We start from the raw sequence: 20,361 nt of genomic DNA on the forward strand, positions 1-20,361 counted from the left end.
CGCCACCCAGGCGCCCATGGCGTCGGGAAAACCTGTCCACTTCAGGGACCCGCCCGATCGTAGGGACTGAACACTGCGTTGGTCCCACTGCTTCCAATGCTCCGTCATCAGTCCACCCCGTCCCTAGTTGTACACCCGGAACGCGACTTCACCCCCGGCAGCGGGGTCGATGCCGCCCAGCACCCGATCCACCACCTGGGCCCGTGCCTGTTCCTCAATCGGGTCTTCACTCAGCCGGGTGAGGTACTCCCGGTGCTCAGACAGCGCAGCGATCGCGGCGGTGATATCGGCCTCGCCGACCGGAACGTAGTGGGTGGGGCTCTCGTCGGCAAATACCGCGATCATCCGCACGCCGGTCCAGACCGGTTCCTCCAGGTCCGGAAAGATCCAGGAGTTCGCGGCATCGGAGACCGAATCCAGCACTGCCCGGCCGACCGCCTGATGGTCAGCCGAGTTGCGGTTCACTCCACCAAAGGCCCGATCGAAGTTTAGGGTGATGACGACGTCGGGACGGTAGGCCCGGATTTTCTGGGCGAATTTGCGTCGCATCTGCAGGCCGTATTCCAGGCGGCCGTCCGGCATTCCGAGGAATTCGAGGTTCTGCACCCCAACATGTCCGATGGCCCGCTGTTGTTCAGCTTCACGCAGTGGACCGGACTGTGCCGGTGCGATGCCCTCGATGCCTGCCTCGCCGGAGGTCGCCAGCACGTAGCTGACTTCCTTGCCTTGCCCGGTCCAGCGATTGACCGCCAGCGCGGTTCCGTATTCGGGGTCATCGGGGTGGGCCATCAGCACCAGGGCCCGGTTCCAGTCCTCATCAAACAGTTCTAGGCTCATGCCGCGATTCTTCCCGATAAGCGGTGACTTGCCAATACTTCAAAAAAATCGCCAGAAGCCAGAACAGGCGCCGTCCTGCTTGGGTTCCAGGCCAAGGCCTTTGGTTTAGCGGCCCATCAGGGAGGGAGGACAGCGATTCTGGGGCACTGCATGTTAACGAGCTGCCCGTCGGGACGCAGGAATTGCGGACCGTTGGGGTAGTGTCAGCCGTGCCGAGGTTGCTGAGACTAGTCCGAAGACAGCAAGGAACGCGTTGGCCATCGTCCTGTGTGGAAGTCGTCGTTCGGTCAGTGCTCTGTCGGCTGACCAGCTACCGTTTCATGAAGTGCTCGACCCGGAGGGATCATGAAAGAAACCAACTATGACCATTTCGCCGCTGCGTATTCCACGGAAAACCAGGGTAGCCTGCTCAACGCGTACTACGAGCGACCGGCCATGCTTGAACTTGCCGGAGGCGTTGAGGGGCATCAGGTACTGGATGCCGGATGCGGATCTGGCCCCCTCATGGAAGAACTGCGCAATCGGGGCGCCAATGTTGTTGGCTTCGATGCCAGCGCAGCCATGATCGACCTCGCCCGCAGCAGGCTCGGTTCGGCGGCAGATTTGTCGGTTGCAGACCTTAGCCGGCCACTTTCCTATTCCGATGACTCATTCGACGAGGTAATGGCATCCCTGGTTCTTCATTACCTGAAAGATTGGGTGGCGCCGCTTAGGGAATTTCGTCGCGTGCTTCGACCCGATGGGCGGTTGATCGTATCCGTCAATCACCCAATCCTTTACCCGTGGACTCGCCCGGGCCAAGACTACTTCAAGCTCACCCGGTACAGCGATGAACTCACCTTCGACGGTCAATCCGCGAAGCTCACTTACTGGCACCGCCCGCTGCACATGATGACCGACGCCTTTTCGGAAGCTGGATTTCGAATCGAGGTGCTCAGCGAGCCAGGGTATTCGCCCGAAGCTCCCGCGGAAATCATTCCGCCTCAGTTCAAGGACCGAACCGCGTTTTTGAGTTTCATCTTCTTCGTTCTACGTCCCGATGGGTAGCGAGAAAGCCGCCAGCAGCCGCCTCCGGTGCTCAACCGACGATCTCTGAAAGTTCCAGCCAGCGTTCCTCAAGTTCATCGACCTGCTCCTGCAGTTCCCGCAATTCGGCCGTGAACTTTCCCAAGGCCTCATAGTCGCTTTGATCGTGCGCGGCCATCTTCTCGTGCAGCTTGCCGATCTTCTCGTTCAGCTGGCCCACCTTGCGCTCGTTGGCGTTCATTTCCTTCTGGGCCGCACGGATCTCGGCACCCGAGGGGCCAGCGGTCTTGGGCACCTGCGCTGACCCGGCCTCGGGCTTGGCTCCGGAGCCGGATTCCTGGGCCTCGCGCAAACGCAGGTATTCATCGACGCCGCCTGGCACGTGGCGGAAGTGCCCTTCAAGGATCGCGTACTGCTGATCCGTGACGCGCTCCAACAGGTAGCGGTCGTGGGAAACCACAATCAGGGTGCCCGGCCAGGAATCGAGCAGGTCTTCCAGGGCGGCGAGCATGTCGGTATCCACATCGTTGGTGGGCTCATCCAGGATCATCACGTTCGGTTCGTTCATGAGGATCATCAGCAGCTGCAGGCGCCGGCGCTGTCCGCCGGAGAGCTCGGCGACCTTGGTGGACAGGTGCGCCCGGGAAAAGCCCAGGCGCTCCAGCAGCTGTGCCGGGGTCAGATCCTTGCCATCGACGTTAAAAGTGGTGCTGAAGCGGGAGAGCACCTCACGAACCTTGTCCTGGCCAATTTTCTGAAGTTCCCGAAACTGCTGGTCCAGTACGGCCAGCTTCACGGTCTTGCCCCGCTTGATTCGCCCGCTGCTGGGTTCCACGGTGCCGGCAATCAGGCCCAGCAGGGTGGATTTACCCGCGCCATTGGCGCCTAGGATGCCGGTTCGTTCGCCCGGACCGATCCGCCAGGTGAACGGCTTGAGGATTTGCCGGCCGTCAAAGCTGACCGACGTGTCGATCAGGTCCACCACATCCTTGCCGAGCCGGGCGGTGGCCATCTTCTTCAGCTCGATCGGGTTGCGGACCTCTGGCACATCGGTGATCAGCTGGTTGGCCGCCTCGATGCGGAACTTTGGTTTTGAGGTGCGGGCCGGGGCGCCGCGGCGCAGCCAGGCCAGTTCCTTCTTCATCATGTTCTGGCGCTTGGATTCGGTCACCGCTGCAATCCGGTCACGCTCCACCCGCTGCAGCACATAGGCCGCGTAGCCGCCCTCGAAGGGCTCGACGATCTGGTCGTGCACTTCCCAGGTGGTGGTGCACACCGCATCCAGGAACCAGCGGTCGTGCGTGACCACCATCAGCCCGCCGGTGTTCTTGGCCCAGCGGTGGTTCAGGTGCTGTGCCAGCCAGGCGATACCCTCCACATCCAGGTGGTTGGTCGGCTCGTCGAGGATGATCACGTCCCAGTCCTCGACCAACAGCGCGGCCAGTGCCACCCGGCGACGCTGACCGCCGGAGAGCGTGGATATCTTCGCTTCCCATTCCAGGTCGGAGACCAGCCCGGCGATGATGTCGCGGATCTTGGGGTCCGAGGCCCATTCGTGTTCGGCCTGGTTGCCCACGACCGATTCGCGCACTGACAGGGCCTCGTCCAGGGTGTCGGCCTGATCCAGGACCCCCACCCGCAGCCCCGAACGCTGCGTGACCCGGCCCGAGTTGGGCTCCAGCCGTCCGGCAAGCATGCGCAGCAGCGAGGACTTGCCGTCGCCGTTGCGCCCCACCACGCCGATGCGGTCGCCATCGGAAATGCCGATGGTTACCGAATCAAAGACGGTGTGGGTGGGATATTCCAGATGCAGGGCTTCGCCCCCGAGTAAATGTGCCACGTCTCCAGTCTACGAACCGGTACCAAATCCATGAATACCACCTCCATGACGCGATTGAGACTGTGCCGCTTGTCACAGGCTGCGGATGGGGCGAATGCCGGAATGGCCAATCTGCGCGTGTGGGCGTAAGCGGCGAAGGGGGTCTGGGAACAAGGGAACTCGGGCAGGGGAGAAGCGTGTGCTCCCCTCGTCTTAAAGACGCAGGAATCCCGTGCGGGGCACGGCGATTTGTGATTTCACTACGCGCGGTGATCATGGCAGAATAATGAACTGTGCTTGACCCGGGCAGCCGGTGCCGGAGCACGATCCGCCCTGGTGTAATGGCAACACGCCAGCCTTTGGAGCTGTGCATTCTAGGTTCGAATCCTAGGGGCGGAACTCACGGCCAGTATGGCCCTGCCCACTGCGTTCATGCGATGTTCATTCCGCGCGCTAGACTATCCCATGGGTTTCTCAACATAGGCACGAGAGCCTTGAAACGACATCGCAGGAGAACACAACTTGAGCGATCAGGTCAACGCACCAGTAGCTGTCATCGTCCTCGCCGCAGGCGCCGGTACCCGAATGAAATCGGCGAAACCCAAAATCATGCATGAGATCGCCGGTCGCTCCATGGTGGTCCATGCATTGCACGCGGCAGCGGCTCTGGAACCGAAGAACCTGGTCGCCGTGGTGCGCCACCAGCGTGATCTGGTCGCCGCGCACATCCTGGACCACTTCCCGCAGCTGACCATCGCGGATCAGGACGAGGTGCCTGGCACCGGCCGCGCCGTGCAGCAGGGACTGCAGGCCGTGGACGGATACCTGGAGGGCACTGTCGTGGTGACCTACGGGGATGTGCCGCTGCTGACCAGCGAAGTCCTCAAGGACCTGGTTGCCGTCCACGAAGCCCAGGGCAACGCGGTCACCGTGCTGACCACCGAACTGGATGACCCCACCGGCTACGGCCGAATCCTGCGCGACGCGCAGGGGGATGTCACCGCGATTCGTGAACAAAAGGATGCGACCGCCGAGGAACTGGCGGTGAAGGAAATCAATTCCGGCATCTACGCGTTCGACGCCGCCATGCTCACCAGCGCGCTGCAGGAAGTGACCACCGAGAACGCGCAGGGCGAAATGTACCTGACCGACGTGCTGGCCATCGCCCGCAACCGCGGCGGCCGGGTGGCCACCGCCCAGATTTCGGACCGCTGGCAGATCGAGGGCGCCAACGACCGCGTCCAGGTCCAGCGCCTGGGCCAGGTGCTCAACGAGCGGCTGTGCGAGCACTGGATGCGCCAGGGCGTGACCATCATCGACCCCTCCACCACCTGGATCGACACCACCGTGGTGCTCAGCCAGGACGTGACCATCAAGCCCGGCACCCAGCTGCACGGCAACACCATGATCGGCACCGGCGCGGTGATCGGCCCGGACACCACCTTGACCAACGTGGTCGTCGGCCAGAACGCCACCGTCAAGCGCACCGACGCCACCGACTCGCGCATCGGGGAAGGGGCCACCGTCGGCCCGTTCACCTACCTGCGCCCCGGCACCGAGCTCGGCTCGGACGGAAAGATCGGCGCCTTCTATGAGACGAAGAACGTCAGCATCGGGCGCGGCTCCAAACTCTCGCACCTCGGCTACGCCGGGGACGCTGAAATCGGTGAGTACACCAACATCGGGTGTGGCAACATCACCGCAAACTACGACGGCGTGAAGAAGCACCGGACCAAGATCGGTTCGCACGTGCGCACCAGCTCGAACACCGTGTTCGTGGCCCCGGTCGAAATCGGGGACGGCGCGTACACCGGTGCCGGAGCCGTCGTCCGCAAGAACGTCCCGGCCGGTGCCCTGGCACTGTCCGTGGCTCCGCAGCGCAACTCCGAAGGGTGGACCCTGGCCAAGCGCCCGGGCAGCGCCTCGGCAGACGCTGCCTTCAAGGCGGCCCTGGACACCTCGGACATCGAGTAGCCAGGCATCCCCCGGAATTTCCTCAGAAACCACCTCTACGTGATAGCGAAGCGAGCGAGAAAGCAAACCCATGAGTGAAATTAGCCATAACGTCGACAAGAAGCTGGTCTTGGCGACCGGCCGCGCCCACCCGCAGCTTGCGGAAGAAGTGGCGAAGGCACTGGACACCGAACTGCTTCCGTTGAACGCCTACGATTTCGCCAATGGTGAGATCTACGTTCGCTCGGACGAGTCGGTGCGCGGCAAGGACGTCTTTTTGATGCAGTCCTATCCGGCACCGCTGAACAACTGGCTGATGGAACAGCTGATCATGATCGACTCGATGAAGCGGGCCAGCGCCCAGCGCATCACCGTGGTCGCCCCGTTCTACCCCTACGCCCGCCAGGACAAGAAGGGCCGCGGCCGTGAGCCGATCTCGGCCCGCCTGGTGGCCGACCTGTTCAAGGCCGCCGGCGCGGACCGCATCATCTCCTGCGACCTGCACACCGCGCAGATCCAGGGCTTCTTCGACGGTCCGGTTGACCACCTCTTCGCTTTCCCGCTGCTGGCCGACTACATCCGCGACATCGTCGAGGATGACAAGATCACCGTGGTTTCCCCGGACACCGGACGCGTGCGCGTGGCAGAGCAGTGGGCCGAACGCCTGGGCGGCGCCCCGCTGGCGTTCGTGCACAAGTCCCGCGATCTGACCATGCCGAACCAGGCCGAGTCCAAGACCGTGGTCGGCCAGGTCAAGGGCCGCACCGCGGTGTTGATTGACGACATGATCGACACCGGCGGCACGATCGCCGGGGCGGTGCGCGTGCTGAAGGAAGCCGGCGCGAAGGACGTCATCATCGCCGCCACCCACGCCGTGTTCTCCGAGCCGGCCTCCCAGCGTCTGGCCGAATGCGGTGCCCGTGAGGTCGTTGTGACCAACACGCTGCCGATCCCGGAGGAAAAGCGCTTCGAGAACCTGACCGTGCTGTCCATCGCTCCGCTGCTGGCCCGCGCCATCAGCGAAGTGTTCAAGGACGGTTCGGTGACCAACCTGTTCGACGGCCGCGCCTAAGCGCAGCTGCACTTCCACGACCGCTGGCCGGCCCCCGCTCCCGGGGTGCCGGCCAGCGGTCTTTGGGAAGGTGCCCGGCGGCCCGGCTCAGTTCACCGCAAAGGGGTCGGCCAGGGTTGCGGCGAGGGAAGCTTCCAGCAGTTCGCGCAGCGCCGCCTGGTCCACACCCTCAAGCCGGGTCAAATACAGGCACGCCTTGCTCGCCCTGTATTTGCCCAGTCGTTCCAGCAGCTGCGGCCACCGCTGGGCAAAGTCGCTGACCAGGTAGATGGTGTGCCGGCTCGCGCCCGGGGCAAAGGCCAGCAACGGGGCCTGCCCACCATGGCCGGTGGCGTACCGGTACTCGTACTGCCCGAAGCCGATAATGCGTCCGGCCCACACCACCGGTTCCTGCCCACTGATCTGTCCGAACAGCTCCAGCAGCTGCTCGGCCTCAGCGCGGCGTGGACCGCTGGCGCGATCCAGAACCGGCCCGACGGGCAGATCCGAGGGTGACATTGCCGGTTCCTTGCCTGCCATGATCGTCCTTCCAAAAAACAGCTGATTGTTCGCCATCCTATGCGATGACGCGCACCCTTTGGACGGTGCCGGAGCGCTGGCCCACCGACTTGGCGGGCTTCCCGCCGTGTGTTTCCGGCAACAGGTTTTCATCCAGCGCGCAGGCACTGCTAGAATTATTGACTGTGCCCAGGCGAGGGGACCGGCTGTCAAGAGCCGGGACCGTTATCGACAAGGCCGGAAACGCTCGGTGAGAACCACTTCGGTGGGCTTTGTGCCGATGCTTCCCTGGTCCACGCGAGGGCGACAACGAAGCATTGAACAACCGAAGGAGAACACCATGAGCTCTGTAAACCTCGACGCCATCGTCCGCGAAGACTTCGGCAAGGGCGCTGCCCGCCGTGCCCGCCGCGATGCCAAGATCCCTGCCGTGGTCTACGGCGCAAGCTCCCAGCCGCTGCACGTGCTGCTGCCGGCCCAGGAAACCACCCTGGCCGTCCGCGACCGCTCCGTTGAGCTGGTCCTGAACGTGGATGGCAAGGAAGTCAAGACCACCGTCAAGGAGCTGCAGATCAACGCGCTGAGCCGCAACATCGATCACATCGACCTGATGGTTGCCGCCTAAGCAACGCAGCAGACCCATAGCTGATCATCATGAGTGATGAGACCTGGCTGGTAGCCGGGCTCGGGAATCCCGGGCCCGGCTACGCTGGCAATAGACACAATGTCGGGCACATGGTGCTCGACGAACTGGCCTCCCGCGTGGGCGGCAAGTTCAAATCCCATCCTTCACGCGCCCAAATCATCCAGGGCCGCATGGGAATCGGCGGGCCACGCCTCGTGCTGGCCAAGCCCGGCACCTATATGAACCTATCGGGTCAACCGGTGGGCAAACTGGCGAAGTTCTTCTCCGTCAGCCCCGACCACGTGATCGTCGTGCACGACGAGGTCGACATCCCCTTCGAGCAGATCAAGCTCAAGCAGGGCGGGGGAGAGGGCGGACACAACGGCCTGCGGGATATCTCCAAGGCGCTGGGCACCAAAGACTACCTGCGCGTGCGGGTTGGCGTCGGTCGTCCACCTGGCCGCATGGAGACCGCGGACTGGGTGCTGCGCGACTTTTCCAAGACCGAACGCGCCAGCCTGCCGCTGCATTTGGACCGTGCGGCCGACGCGGTGGAAAGCCTGATTACCCAGGGCCTGGAACGCACACAACTAAAAATCCACGGCTCCTAAAATACCTAGTCAACCCCATTTGCTAAGAGTACGCGCAAGCAATCTACTAAGCAGTAATAGTCCAGTTGTGCGCCAAAAAGTATGGCTATATTCTCTCATTCGGCTTCGGTTGAGAGGCCGATGAAGTCGCCGACAGCTGACAGGCCTCCCCCAAGTACGGCCTAACTCCCCCAAGAGTCAGTTGTCGGCGTCTTCGCGTTAACAGGCAGCGGTCGCTAACTAAGGACCGGCTTAGGTGTCAGTTCGCGGATGAGGTGGAATAATTAGCCCATGTTCGCTTTCCCTAATCATTGCGCGGGGAGAGGCCACCACCACCACCGGAGGGACACGTGCATTTGGCAAGTAGCACCACTTCGACCCTGCAGCAGCCATTGACGAGTCAGGAAGTCGCGCGGATCAAGGCAGACTTCCAGATTCTCGATCAACCGGTCTCTGGCCACGAGTTGGTCTACCTGGACTCCGGGGCCACCAGCCAAAAACCGCGCTGCGTCTATGAGGCCGAGCAGCATTTCTACGAAACCGCCAACGCGGCGGTGCACCGTGGTGCGCACAGCCTGGCTGTGGAGGCCACCGACGTCTTCGAAAACGCCCGTGCGACGGTCGCCTCCTTCATTGGGGCGGCACCAAACGAGCTGGTGTGGACCTCGAATGCCACCGAGGCGTTGAACCTGCTGACCTACTCCTTCTCCAACGCCTCTCTGGGCCGCGGGGGAGCGGAGGCCCGCCGCTTCGCCTTTGGCCCGGGCGACGAGATCCTGGTCACCGAACTGGAACACCACGCGAATCTGATCCCGTGGCAGGAGCTGGCCTTCCGCACCGGCGCCACGCTGCGCTACGTCCCGGTCAGTGACCAGGGGGTGCTGCGCTACGACCTGTTGGACGAGCTGGTCACCGAACGCACCAAGGTGGTCGCCTTCACCCACGTCTCAAACGTGCTGGGCACCGTGATCGACGTACCGAAGTTCGTGCAGGCCGCCCGCCGGGTAGGGGCCCTGACGGTGCTCGACGGCTGCCAATCGGTTCCACACCTGCCGGTGAACGTGAAGAACCTGGACGTGGACTTCATGGCCTTCTCCGGGCACAAGATGCTCGGCCCCACAGGCATCGGGGCCCTCTACGGCCGGGCCGAACTGCTCGACGCGATGCCCCCGTTCCTCACCGGTGGATCCATGATCACCCTGGTGGACATGGAACACGCCGAATACCTGCCCTCGCCCCAGCGCTTTGAGGCCGGAACCCAGCGGGTCTCCCAGGCCCACGGCCTGGCCACCGCGGCCAGCTACCTGGACGAAATCGGCATGCAGCGCATCGCCGAATGGGAAGAGCGCCTGGGAGGGCTGCTGCTGCAGGGCCTGGCGAACCTTGAAGGCGTGCGGGTCTTCGGTCCCACCGATGCCCCGCGCATCGGCACAGTCCCATTTGAAGTCACCGGCGTGCATCCGCACGACGTGGGCCAGTACTTGGACTCGCGGGGCATTGCGGTACGGGTGGGCCACCATTGCGCCCAGCCGCTGCACCGGGCCCTGGGCGTCACCGCCACCACCCGCGCCAGCACCTATTTGTACAACACCGAAGAAGACATCGCCCGGCTCATCGAAGCCGTCGGCTCGGTTCGAAAGTATTTTGGAGTCTAAGTGAACGACCTCGATCAGCTCTACCAACAGGTCATCCTGGACCACGCCAAGACGCGCACCGGATCCCCGTTGCAGCAGCCCGGCCAGGGCCACCGGCACGGCGAATCCCATCAGCACAATCCCATCTGCGGGGACCAGATCAAGGTCCGTGTCGAACTGGGCGAGGACGGGGGCCTGCAGACCATCAGCTGGGAAGGGGAAGGGTGCTCGATTTCCATGGCCTCGGCCTCGGTGCTCACCGAGCTGGCCACCGGGCTGAGCCGTGATGAATTCATGGAGCGCCTGGGGCTCTTCCGTGAGATGATGCGCTCCCGCGGAACCGCCACCCCCGATGAGGAGGCCCTGGAGGATGCGGCCGCCTTTGTCGGGGTCTCCAAGTTCCCGGCACGGGTCAAATGCGCCATGCTTTCGTGGGTGGCCGCAGAGGCCGCCCTGCTGGCCGCCAACGGCCAATAGCACGCCGGCAGGTCGTAGCAACGGCGCGGTTCCCGGAGAAACACGTCAGCCCTTGGAAACCACTGGTTTCCAAGGGCTGACGTGTTCATCAGGATACTTGCCGTACCGGGCTCACGCCCGCAGGAGGCGTGAGCAAATCAGCTGTCCTGCTGGTAGACGTCCGGGATCCCGTCCTTGTTTTCGTCCCGGGTTTCACGTTCGTGGATGACCCGGTAGCGGCGGTTACGCGGCACCAGCCACAGTGCGCCGAGGATCGCGGCGACAAACGATCCGGTAAGGATGGCCACCTTCGCGTGCTCGTAGTGCGGGGACTGCAGGCCGAAGGACAGCTCGGAGACCAGCAGCGAGACGGTGAAGCCGATGCCGGCCAGCAGCGTCACGCCCAGCAGGTCGCCCCACTTGGTGTCCTCATCCAGGGAAGCCTTGGTGAACTTGGTCAGCACCCAGGTCGAACCCATGATGCCGATCGGCTTGCCGACCACCAGACCGATGACAATGCCCCAGAACACCGGATCCAGGAACAGTTCGCCGGCCGATTCCATGCCCACCACCGAGACGCCGGCGGAGAAGAAGGCGAACACCGGGATCGCGAACCCACTGGACAGTGGCCGGAAGCGGTGCTCGAACTCTTGGGCCAGTCCCCGTCCGCGCCCCGGGTGGCGGCGCTTGACCGGTACGCAGAAGCCCAGCACCACGCCGGCAATGGTGGCGTGGATCCCCGAACCGAAAACGAAAATCCAGGTCAGTACGCCCAATGGCAGCAACAGCAGCCAAGCCGCCCAAGCATGGTTAGCGAAGAGCTTGCCGAAGGCGTAGGCCAGGATGGTAAACGCGGCAATCGGGATCAGGGCCAGGCCCAGGTAATTCAGCTTCAGCTCGTCGGTGAAGACAAACGCGATGATCACGATCGCGATCAAGTCATCGACCACGGCCAGGGTCAGCAGGAAGATGCGCAGCGCGGTGGGCAGGGCCGAACCGATGACGGCCAGCACCGCGACCGCGAACGCAATATCGGTGGCGGTGGGAATCGCCCAGCCGCGCAGGGTTTCCTCACCGGCGGAGAAGTTGATGATCGTGTAGAACAGGGCCGGGACCAGTACACCGCCAAACGCGGCCGTCACCGGCACAACGGCGGTCTTGAAACGCCGCAGGTCGCCGATCACGAATTCCTTCTTCAGCTCCAACCCGGTGAGGAAGAAGAAGATGGCCAGCAAGGCATCGGCCGCCCAGTGCCCGAGGGACAGATCCAGGTTCACGCCGAAGATCTCGGGCCCGAAGTGGAAGTCGCGCAACGCGAAGTATGAATCGCTCCAGGGGGTGTTGGCCCAGATCAGGGCCAGAACCGCACCGGCGATCAGCAGCATCCCGCCGACGGTTTCCTTGCGCAGGATCTTGCCGATGCGGATGAATTCGGGATAGCTCGGGCGGGAGAACAGGCGGTGCTGTCCTGGCGAGGGTGTTTGGGGCATGAAGGGTCTCGCTTACTACTTGGATGAACATTTTCCGCCGACCAGACTTCCCGGCACACCAAAGACAACAGTATCGATTTGAGCCGCAGCTCACAAGCAAAGCCCGGCGTCCACCGACGTCGTGGTCACCGGGCCTTGGGCTGGCGGGAAGAACGGACTTACTTCGACAACCAGGCGTTGACCTGGGCTGCCTGCATGTTCAGGGCCTTGCCCAGGTACGGCTCGGCCGCCGAAGCGATCTTGCCGCCAATGAACGGAATGGAGGAGGAGACTTTTGCCTCAATGGCGAAATTGGTGCCCGCGGCGTTCGCGTCCAACGCCTCCGAGCCACTGACGCTCACCGGCACCCCGCCCACCGAGATGTCCACCGTGGCGGTGCGGCTGCCCGAGGCATCCGGGGCGCCCCACTTCTCGGTCTGAGTGACTTCCACGGAGGAGCCAACGAACTTCTTGGCCATGTCCGGCACCCGATCGGTGGGCAACGCGCGCACGGTGATCAGGGTAAAAGCGCCAGCGGTGTCGCCCTGGACGGAGAAGTCGGTCAGGGTTCCCTTGGCCAGGGTGGTCAGGTGCTCGGCGAACTCGCGGTTCGTCAGCGTGGCGATAATGTCGGAAACCGGGTGGGGAATCTGGGTGCTAGCGTTCAGTGCCATGGATGCGTTGCCAATCCTTTGTTATTCGCTGCGGGTACCCACCGGTTAATGTTCCCGGTGAATCGATCACAATCTAGCCTACCGGCCAGCACCGGTTGGGTAGGCTAGGAGGGCATGGCGAAACACCATCTGATCTGTTGCGCGGCCCCCGGAACCCCGAAGGCCGCCCGTCGTGCTGCGCGCATGCCCGTCACCGACATGTCCGCCCCCGACATGCCCAGCGTCGAGATGCCCCACCCAGAATTGCCGCGAGAGGACCGTTGACTGTCATGACCCTGCACGGACTGCATGATTTCCTGCGCACCGAGACGTCATTCAAGAGGATCCACGAGAACGCCGCCCGACCCTATTCCACGCGCAGCACCGAGATTGAGATCGCCGCGCCCGCCGGGATGCGCGCCATCCTCAGCGCCCAAGTCAGTGACGCGCTGGTCGCCGCCGAGCATGAGGGGGTGGTGCTGGTTGTCACCGCCACCGGGCGGGAGGCCGAGGAGGTCTCCGAATCGCTGGGCGCCTACATGGACCGGGCCTCGGTCGCCGAGTTCCCCTCCTGGGAAACCCTGCCGCACGAACGGCTCTCCCCGCGCAGCGACACCGTGGGCCGGCGCCTGGAGGTGCTGCGCCGGCTGCATGACGGCGATCCGAACCTGAAGGTGATCATCGCCCCGATCCGCGCGGTCCTGCAGCCTCTAGTGCAGGGACTGGGACAGCTGCGCCCGGTGCAGCTGGTGCTGGGGGCCGAACCCGGGTTCGACCAGGTGATCAAGGACCTGGCCGCGGCGGCCTACGCCCGGGTGGACATGGTGACCCACCGCGGGGAGTTTGCGGTGCGCGGCGGCATCATCGACGTCTTCCCCCCGACCCTGGACCACCCGGTGCGCATTGACTTCTTCGGTGACGAGATCGACACCATGCGCTACTTCTCGATCGCTGACCAGCGCTCCATGAGCGACCAGGCGCCGGAGCAGATCACCGCCACCCCCTGCCGCGAACTGCTGATCACCGCGAAGGTGATGAGCCGGGCCGCGAAACTGGCCGATCAGTTCCCCGCAGCCACCGAAATGCTGACGAAGATCGCCGGGGGGATCGCCGTGGAGGGCATGGAGTCCCTCGCCCCGGTGCTGGTGGACAAGATGGTGCCGCTGCTCTCGCTGCTGCCGGCTTCCTCGGTGGCGCTGGTCATGGAGCCAGAACGGGTGCGTACCCGGGCCCACGACCTGAATGAGACGAACGCCGAATTTTTGGCCGCCGCCTGGGCCTCGGCCTCCGATGGGGCCAATGCGCCGCTGGATCTGTCCACCGCGGAGGCCGGGCGCCAGCTGGCCTCGGGCGACTTCGCCTCGTTGAGCGAGACGGTGGAGCACGCCGCGGCGGCCGAGGTCTCCTGGTGGGCGGTGACCTCACTGGGCGCCGATGAGGAACTGGAGCTGGGAGCCGAGACCATCCGGGTGCACGCCCGCGAACCGCGCGGCTACCAGGGGGACATCGAGGAAATGATGGCGTTCATCTCCTCCCGGATCCGCGATGAGTGGCGCCTGGTGGTCGCCACCGAAGGCCCCGGCCCGGCCGCCCGGCTCTCCCAGCTGTTCCACGAATACCAGATCCCGGCCCACCGGGTGGAGCAGATCTCCCAGGACCCCACCCCGGGGCTGATTGAGATCACCCAGGCACAGGCCGGACGCGGGTTCGTGTTCGATGAGCTGAAGTTCGGCCTGCTCACCGAGGCCGACCTGCTGGGCCGCTCCAGCGCCTACGCCCCGCGCGCCGGCAAGAAGATGACCGCCAAGCGCAAACGCAACGCGGTGGACCCGTTGTCCCTGGTCGCCGGGGACTACATCGTGCATGAGCAGCACGGCATCGGCAAGTTCGTGGAGCTGGTGGCCCGCAAGGTCGCCGGGTCCTCCAAGGACGCCAGGCGCGAATACCTGGTGGTGGAGTACGCCCCCTCCAAGCGCGGCGCCCCCGGCGACCGCTTGTTCGTGCCCATGGACCAGCTGGACACCATCACCCGCTACGTGGGCGCCGAATCACCCAGCCTGTCCAAGATGGGCGGGTCGGACTGGTCGAACACGAAGTCCAAGGCCCGCAAGGCGGTCAAGCAGATCGCCGGGGACCTGATCAAGCTGTACTCGGCGCGCATGGCCAGTCGCGGCCACGCCTTTGGATCCGACACCCCCTGGCAGTCGGAGCTGGAGGAGGCCTTCGCCTATGTGGAGACCCCGGACCAGCTCACCGCCATCAACGAGGTGAAGGCCGATATGGAAAAGCAGGTCCCGATGGACCGGCTGATCTCCGGGGACGTGGGCTTTGGCAAGACCGAGATCGCGGTGCGCGCCGCCTTCAAGGCGGTGCAGGACTCCAAGCAGGTGGCCCTGCTGGTGCCCACCACGCTGCTGGCTTCCCAGCACTACCAGACCTTCACCGAACGCTACTCCGGATTCCCGGTGCGGGTGAAGGCGCTCTCGCGCTTCCAGACCGCCAAGGAAGCCAAGGAGGTGCTCGCCGGGCTTAAGGACGGCAGCGTGGACATCGTCATCGGCACCCACCGGCTGCTGTCCAAGAACGTGGAGTTCAAGAACCTGGGCCTGGTGATCATCGACGAGGAGCAGCGCTTCGGCGTGGAGCACAAGGAGGAGCTGAAGAAGCTGCGCACCAACGTGGATGTGCTGGCCATGAGCGCCACCCCGATCCCGCGCACCCTGGAGATGAGCCTGACCGGGATCCGGGAAACCTCCACGCTGGCCACCCCGCCGGAGGAGCGCCACCCGGTGCTCACCTATGTGGGTCCACGCACCGACAAGCAGATCTCCGCGGCGATCCGTCGCGAGCTGATGCGTGACGGTCAGGTGTTCTTCGTGCACAACCGGGTTTCCTCGATTGAGCGGGTCGCCGCCGAACTGCGCGAGCTGGTGCCCGAGGCGCGGGTTGAGGTGGCCCACGGCAAGATGAGTGAATCCCGCCTGGAACGGATCATCCAGGACTTCTGGGAACGCAAGTTTGATGTGCTGGTTTCCACCACCATCATCGAAACCGGCCTGGACATCTCCAACGCGAACACGCTGATCGTGGACCGGGCCAACAACTACGGCCTGTCCCAGCTGCACCAGCTGCGCGGGCGCGTGGGCCGGGCCCGGGAACGGGCCTACGCCTACTTCCTGTGGGACGCCGAAAAGCCGCTGGGCGAGGTGGCCCTGGAGCGGCTGAAGGCGGTCGCGGCGCACAATGAACTCGGCTCGGGCTACCAGCTGGCGATGAAGGACCTGGAACTGCGCGGGGCGGGCAACCTGCTGGGCGGGGAACAGTCCGGGCACATCGCCGGGGTGGGCTTCGACCTGTACCTGCGCCTAGTCGGGGAGGCCGTGGCCGACTACAAGGGGGAGGGGGACACCGAGCCGACGGAAATGAAGATCGAGCTGCCGGTCAACGCCCACCTGCCCCACGACTACGTGCCCGGCGAACGGCTGCGCCTGGAGGCGTACCGCAACATCGCCTCCGCCGAGACCCCCGAGGCGCTGGCCGAGGTGGGGGAGGAGCTGGTGGACCGCTACGGCAAGATGCCGGCCCCGGTGCAGAACTTGTTGCGGGTGGCCGGGCTGCGGATCCGGGCCCGGGCAGCGGGCCTGAGCGACATCCAGCTGATCGGCAACCACGTGAAGGTCGCCCCGGCGAAGATCGAGGACCTGCCCGCCTCCCGCCAGGTGCGCCTGGAGCGGCTGTATCCGGGGGCAGCGAACAAGCCGGCGCTGAACGCGATCTTCTTCGATCGTCCGCGCACCGCCCCGGTAGGCGGACGCCCGCTGGCCGACGAGGAGATCCTGGACTGGGCCGAACAGCTGCTCTACAACCTGTTCGAAACCCAGCCGGCCCCCTCGGCCGCCGGCACCGGGGCCTGATCCCACCAGCCCGTTCCTGCCGGCCCGCGCGTCGGCCGGACCGGGCGGTAGGCCCACGCACCAGGGAACGAAAAAGGTGGATGGATCCGTGCGGATCCATCCACCTTTTTGCCGGTGCGGTGACTAACGTCGCGGCAGGTCTTAGTCGTTCTGGTGCATGGTGACTTCGGCCGAGTCGGCGCGCCCCATCAGGTGCATCGGAATGGCGAAGCCCAGGGAGACCAGGGCGAAGCACAGGATCGAGGGGATCCAGGCGTTGTCCAGCGACCAGAACGACAGGGCGTAGATGCCACCGGCGAACATGACGAAGAAGATCACAAAGCTGATGACGTTGCCAACCAGGCGACCCTCGCCGGAGTGGGAGACGTTCTTGTCGTTCGAGTACACTATTTCTCCTTGTGGAACGAAAACCTGCGGCCGGTTAGTAGCCGGTCCCGCCTTGTCCTCCCTCTAGGATAGCAACTCCTGAGCTGGACCCAAGACGGGTGGCGCCGGCGGCGATCATGGCCCGCGCGGTTTCCAAGGTGCGCACCCCGCCGGAGGCCTTGACGCCCATCTGTTCGCCCACGGTGCGGCGCATCAGCTCCACATCCTCCACGGTGGCCCCGCCGGTGGAGAAGCCGGTGGAGGTCTTCACGAAGTCGGCGCCCGCGGACTTGGCGGAGGTGCAGGCCAGCACCTTGGCCGACTCGTCCAGCAGGGCGGTTTCAATGATGACCTTCAAGATCGCCCCGCCCTCATGCACTGCCTGGGCGACCGCGAAGATGTCGTTGACCAGCGCGTCGCCATCCCCGCGCAGCGCGGCGGCCACGTCGATGACCATGTCAATCTCGTTCGCGCCGTCGGAGATCGCCTGCTTGGCCTCAAACACCTTGGTTTCGGTGGTGCTGGCCCCCAACGGGAAGCCGATGACCGAGCAGGTGAGCACGTCACTGCCGGCCAGCTCACGGGCAACGGTGGAAACCCACAGCGGGTTCACGCACACCGACTTGAAGTGGTACTGCTTGGCCTCGGTACAGATCTGCACGATCTGCTCCCGGGAGGCGTTCTGCGCCAGCAGCGTGTGGTCGATGTACCCGGCAATGTCCTGGGCGGAAAGTTCGGTCATGATCATCCTTGCCAATCGTTGGGGCTGGGGTCCAAGGACCGCAGCCGAACACTAAAAGCGAACTGTGAAATCGTGGGGTCCCTTCAGGACCTGCGGGTGGGGGCTAGCTATCGGCGAAAAATTCGGCGAGTTCGGCCTTGATGGCCACGCACTCGGCGGTAGCCTGCTCACGCAGTGCGCCCACCGGGACTCCTGGTTCCACCGAGACGATGGTCTCGATGTAGCACTTGAGTTTCGGTTCGGTGCCGGAGGGACGGATGATGACCCGGGCCCGGTTGGCGGTGTGCAGCACCACCGCATCGGTGGCCGGCAGCTGCGCGCCTGCGCGGGCCAGGTCCACCACCTCGCTGACCGGTGCCCCGGCCAGGGTGCGCGGGGCGTGCGTGCGCACCCGCTGCATCAGCACGGGGATCCGCGACAGGTCGGTGAAGCGCAGTGAGAGCTGGTCGGTGACATGCACGCCGTGGGCCGCGGCCAGTTCCTCCAGGCGCCGGGCCAGGCTCGAACCGGCGGCCTTCAGCTCGCTGGCCAGTTCGGCCAGCACCAGCCCGGCCGATATCCCGTCCTTGTCCCGCACCAGTTCCGGGGCCACGCAGTAGCCCAGGGCCTCCTCGTAGCCGAAGCCCAGGTGCGGAACCCGGGAGATCCACTTGAAACCGGTCAGCGTCTGGGCATGTGGGCGTCCGGCGGCGGCCGCGATCGAGCCCAGCATCCGGGAGGAAACAATCGAGTTGGCCAGCACCGCGCCCTCGGGCAGGCGCGGTGCCAGGTAGTCGCCCAGCAGCCATCCCACCTCGTCCCCGCGCAGCATCCGCCATCCGGACTCGGTGTGCACCGCAGCGGCGCAGCGGTCCGCGTCCGGGTCGTTGGCGATCACCAGGTCCGCCTCCAGCCGCTGGGCCAGCTGCAGGGACAGGTCGATGGCCCCGGGTTCCTCAGGGTTCGGGAACGCGACGGTGGGGAACTGCGGGTCCGGTTCGGCCTGCTCCGGCACCTGGTGCACGTCGCTGAAGCCGGCCCCGGCCAGGGCCTGGGCCATGGTGTGCCCGCCCACCCCGTGCATCGCACTGACCACGATGCGCAGCTGTTCGCGGGCCGCCTGGTGTTGTGCGCCGGCCTCGGGGATCACCTTCGCGATCGCCTTCAGGTAACGGGCCTCAATGTCCCCGGGCTGCCCGGCGGCGGGCAGCACCTGCCAGCCGGAGGGGGCCAGCAGGATGTCATCGACCGGCTGGTCGTGGTCAATCAGGGCGGCAATTTCCGCGTCGATCGGGGCGACGATCTGGGCGCCGCGCCCATGCTCGTCGCTGACCCGCCCGCCAACGTAGACCTTGTAGCCGTTGTCCTGGGGCGGGTTGTGGCTGGCGGTGACCATCACCCCGGCCTCGGCGTCCAGCTCGCGTACCGCCCAGGCCAGCACGGGGGTGGGCAGCGGGGACGGCATCAGGTGCACGTCGAATCCGGCGGCGGTGAAGATCGCCGCCGAATCCAGGGCGAACTGGTGCGAATTGTGGCGGGCGTCAAAGCCCACCACCACGCTCGGGGTGTAGGCGCGCTGGGCGCGGTGGGCCAGGAAGCGGGCGATCCCGGCGGCGGTGCGGCGCACGACCACGCGGTTCATCCGCATCGGCCCGGCCCCCAGCTCGGCCCGCAGCCCGGCCGTGCCAAAGACCAGATTGGCGCTGAAGCGCTCGGTCAAATCCTGCAGCGCATCAGCCCGGCCGGCCTGGGCGCCCTGGATTAGCGAGGCCAGCTCGGCCTGGGTCTGCGGGTCGGGGTCACTTGCCGCCCAGGCCTGGGCCCGGGCGAGCAGCTGTGCGTTGCCGGTGCTGTCGATCAACTGTGTGCCTACCTTTGCTGGGGGCGTGAAACGCCGTGACTAGAAGCGGGAGATGATCTCGGCCAACAGCTTGGAGATCCGCGGCCCGGCCGCCTGCCCGGCTTCGATGACCTCTTCGTGGCTCAGGGCCATGTCGCTGATCCCGGCGGCCAGGTTGGTCACCAGGGAAATGCCGAAGACCTCCATCCCGGCATGGCGGGCGGCAATGGCCTCCAGGGCGGTGGACATGCCCACCAGGTTCGCCCCAATCACCTTGGCGTACTGCACCTCGGCCGGGGTTTCGTAGTGCGGGCCGGTGAACTGGGCGTACACGCCCTCATCCAGGCTCGGGTCCACCTCGCGCGCGATTCGGCGCAGGCGCGAGGAGTACAGGTCGGTCAGGTCCACGAACGTGGCCCCCTCCAGCGGGGAGGCGGCGGTGAGGTTGATGTGGTCCGAGATCAGCACCGGGGTGCCCGGGGCCCAGTTCGGGTTCAGCCCGCCGCAGCCGTTGGTCAACACCAGCTGGGTGCAGCCGGCGGCCGCCGCTGTGCGGATCGGGTGCACCACCGCGCGCACCCCGCGCCCCTCATAGAAGTGGGAGCGCGCCCCCAGCACCAGCACCCGCTTGCCGTCCCGGGTGAGGATCGAGGAAATGTGGCCCTTGTGCCCGGGCACCGCCGGGGCATGGAAACCGGGAATGGTGGCCGCGTCCAGGGTGTGGGTGGTCTCGCCGATCAGTTCGGCGGCCTGCCCCCACCCGGAGCCGAGGACCACGGCCAGATCGTGCTTGGCAACGCCGGTGGCCTCGGCGATCGCCCCGGCCGCTTCCTGGGCCAGGGTGCTGGGATCAATATCGAAAGTAGTCACGGCAATACGCTACCGCCC

18 protein-coding genes and 1 tRNA gene are annotated in these 20,361 nt (G+C 65.2%); 10 read left to right on the plus strand and 9 right to left on the minus strand.

Going from position 1 to position 20,361, the window contains the following annotated elements; genetic code table 11:
- Window positions 1–123: 123 nt before the first annotated feature.
- Complete coding sequence (locus tag GcLGCM259_RS03275) at window positions 124–837, minus strand: PIG-L deacetylase family protein (RefSeq protein ID WP_138175369.1); 714 nt, start codon at window positions 835–837, stop codon at window positions 124–126.
- 345 nt (window positions 838–1,182) lie between these two features.
- Here GcLGCM259_RS03275 and GcLGCM259_RS03280 point away from each other — a divergent pair, with 345 nt between their 5' ends.
- Window positions 1,183–1,884: a class I SAM-dependent methyltransferase gene (locus GcLGCM259_RS03280; RefSeq protein ID WP_054820611.1), complete on the plus strand. Its 702-nt coding sequence runs from the start codon at window positions 1,183–1,185 to the stop codon at window positions 1,882–1,884.
- Window positions 1,885–1,915: 31 nt separating this feature from the next.
- On the opposite strand, the gene GcLGCM259_RS03285 is transcribed toward GcLGCM259_RS03280, so the two are convergent.
- Window positions 1,916–3,703: an ABC-F family ATP-binding cassette domain-containing protein gene (locus GcLGCM259_RS03285; protein WP_138925754.1), complete on the minus strand. Its 1,788-nt coding sequence runs from the start codon at window positions 3,701–3,703 to the stop codon at window positions 1,916–1,918.
- 306 nt (window positions 3,704–4,009) lie between these two features.
- Between GcLGCM259_RS03285 and GcLGCM259_RS03290 the strand changes: the two genes are divergently transcribed.
- The 3 genes from GcLGCM259_RS03290 (at window position 4,010) to GcLGCM259_RS03300 (ending at window position 6,707) form a co-directional block, all read left to right on the plus strand.
- Window positions 4,010–4,081, plus strand: a tRNA-Gln gene (locus tag GcLGCM259_RS03290).
- Window positions 4,082–4,204: 123 nt separating this feature from the next.
- On the plus strand, window positions 4,205–5,656 hold the full coding sequence (gene glmU, locus GcLGCM259_RS03295) for a bifunctional UDP-N-acetylglucosamine diphosphorylase/glucosamine-1-phosphate N-acetyltransferase GlmU (protein ID WP_138925755.1): 1,452 nt from the start codon (window positions 4,205–4,207) through the stop codon (window positions 5,654–5,656).
- 70 nt (window positions 5,657–5,726) lie between these two features.
- Window positions 5,727–6,707, plus strand: a complete 981-nt coding sequence (locus tag GcLGCM259_RS03300) for a ribose-phosphate diphosphokinase (RefSeq protein WP_138175361.1) — start codon at window positions 5,727–5,729, stop codon at window positions 6,705–6,707.
- Window positions 6,708–6,794: 87 nt separating this feature from the next.
- On the opposite strand, the gene GcLGCM259_RS03305 is transcribed toward GcLGCM259_RS03300, so the two are convergent.
- Window positions 6,795–7,205, minus strand: coding sequence for a DUF1801 domain-containing protein (locus GcLGCM259_RS03305; protein ID WP_246049735.1), 411 nt, complete (start codon window positions 7,203–7,205; stop codon window positions 6,795–6,797).
- A 340-nt stretch (window positions 7,206–7,545) separates the two neighbouring features.
- Here GcLGCM259_RS03305 and GcLGCM259_RS03310 point away from each other — a divergent pair, with 340 nt between their 5' ends.
- The 4 genes from GcLGCM259_RS03310 to sufU all read left to right on the plus strand — a co-directional run bounded on the left by GcLGCM259_RS03310 (window position 7,546) and on the right by sufU (window position 10,531).
- Window positions 7,546–7,830 carry a 50S ribosomal protein L25 gene (locus GcLGCM259_RS03310; RefSeq protein ID WP_138175357.1) on the plus strand — a complete coding sequence of 95 codons (285 nt, stop codon included), beginning with the start codon at window positions 7,546–7,548 and terminating at the stop codon, window positions 7,828–7,830.
- A 29-nt stretch (window positions 7,831–7,859) separates the two neighbouring features.
- On the plus strand, window positions 7,860–8,441 hold the full coding sequence (gene pth, locus GcLGCM259_RS03315) for an aminoacyl-tRNA hydrolase (protein ID WP_138925757.1): 582 nt from the start codon (window positions 7,860–7,862) through the stop codon (window positions 8,439–8,441).
- Between the two features lie 335 nt (window positions 8,442–8,776).
- Window positions 8,777–10,075 (plus strand): SufS family cysteine desulfurase, encoded by a 1,299-nt coding sequence (locus tag GcLGCM259_RS03320; protein ID WP_138925758.1) that lies wholly within the window; start codon window positions 8,777–8,779, stop codon window positions 10,073–10,075.
- A complete protein-coding gene (gene sufU / locus GcLGCM259_RS03325) occupies window positions 10,076–10,531 on the plus strand; it encodes a Fe-S cluster assembly sulfur transfer protein SufU (RefSeq protein WP_138925759.1) in 456 nt (151 codons plus the stop codon).
- 137 nt (window positions 10,532–10,668) lie between these two features.
- On the opposite strand, the gene nhaA is transcribed toward sufU, so the two are convergent.
- Window positions 10,669–12,000: a Na+/H+ antiporter NhaA gene (gene nhaA / locus GcLGCM259_RS03330; RefSeq protein WP_138175349.1), complete on the minus strand. Its 1,332-nt coding sequence runs from the start codon at window positions 11,998–12,000 to the stop codon at window positions 10,669–10,671.
- 158 nt (window positions 12,001–12,158) lie between these two features.
- A complete protein-coding gene (locus GcLGCM259_RS03335) occupies window positions 12,159–12,653 on the minus strand; it encodes a DUF2505 domain-containing protein (protein WP_138925760.1) in 495 nt (164 codons plus the stop codon).
- 114 nt (window positions 12,654–12,767) lie between these two features.
- Between GcLGCM259_RS03335 and GcLGCM259_RS15220 the strand changes: the two genes are divergently transcribed.
- Window positions 12,768–12,917 carry a hypothetical protein gene (locus GcLGCM259_RS15220; RefSeq protein WP_175419311.1) on the plus strand — a complete coding sequence of 50 codons (150 nt, stop codon included), beginning with the start codon at window positions 12,768–12,770 and terminating at the stop codon, window positions 12,915–12,917.
- Between the two features lie 5 nt (window positions 12,918–12,922).
- Window positions 12,923–16,546: a transcription-repair coupling factor gene (gene mfd / locus GcLGCM259_RS03340; RefSeq protein WP_138925761.1), complete on the plus strand. Its 3,624-nt coding sequence runs from the start codon at window positions 12,923–12,925 to the stop codon at window positions 16,544–16,546.
- Between the two features lie 141 nt (window positions 16,547–16,687).
- Here the strand turns inward: mfd and GcLGCM259_RS03345 are convergent, their stop codons facing one another.
- From GcLGCM259_RS03345 to GcLGCM259_RS03360, 4 genes are all read right to left on the minus strand, one after another.
- Entirely contained in the window at window positions 16,688–16,933 is a 246-nt protein-coding gene (locus GcLGCM259_RS03345) for a hypothetical protein (protein WP_138175343.1), read from the minus strand.
- 34 nt (window positions 16,934–16,967) lie between these two features.
- Window positions 16,968–17,654: a deoxyribose-phosphate aldolase gene (gene deoC, locus GcLGCM259_RS03350; protein WP_138925762.1), complete on the minus strand. Its 687-nt coding sequence runs from the start codon at window positions 17,652–17,654 to the stop codon at window positions 16,968–16,970.
- Window positions 17,655–17,757: 103 nt separating this feature from the next.
- Window positions 17,758–19,491 (minus strand): phospho-sugar mutase, encoded by a 1,734-nt coding sequence (locus GcLGCM259_RS03355; protein ID WP_138927154.1) that lies wholly within the window; start codon window positions 19,489–19,491, stop codon window positions 17,758–17,760.
- Window positions 19,492–19,533: 42 nt separating this feature from the next.
- Window positions 19,534–20,343, minus strand: a complete 810-nt coding sequence (locus GcLGCM259_RS03360; RefSeq protein WP_396278006.1) for a purine-nucleoside phosphorylase — start codon at window positions 20,341–20,343, stop codon at window positions 19,534–19,536.
- Window positions 20,344–20,361 lie beyond the last annotated feature (18 nt).

Source organism: Glutamicibacter creatinolyticus (genome assembly GCF_006094275.1).
GTDB lineage: Bacteria > Actinomycetota > Actinomycetes > Actinomycetales > Micrococcaceae > Glutamicibacter > Glutamicibacter creatinolyticus.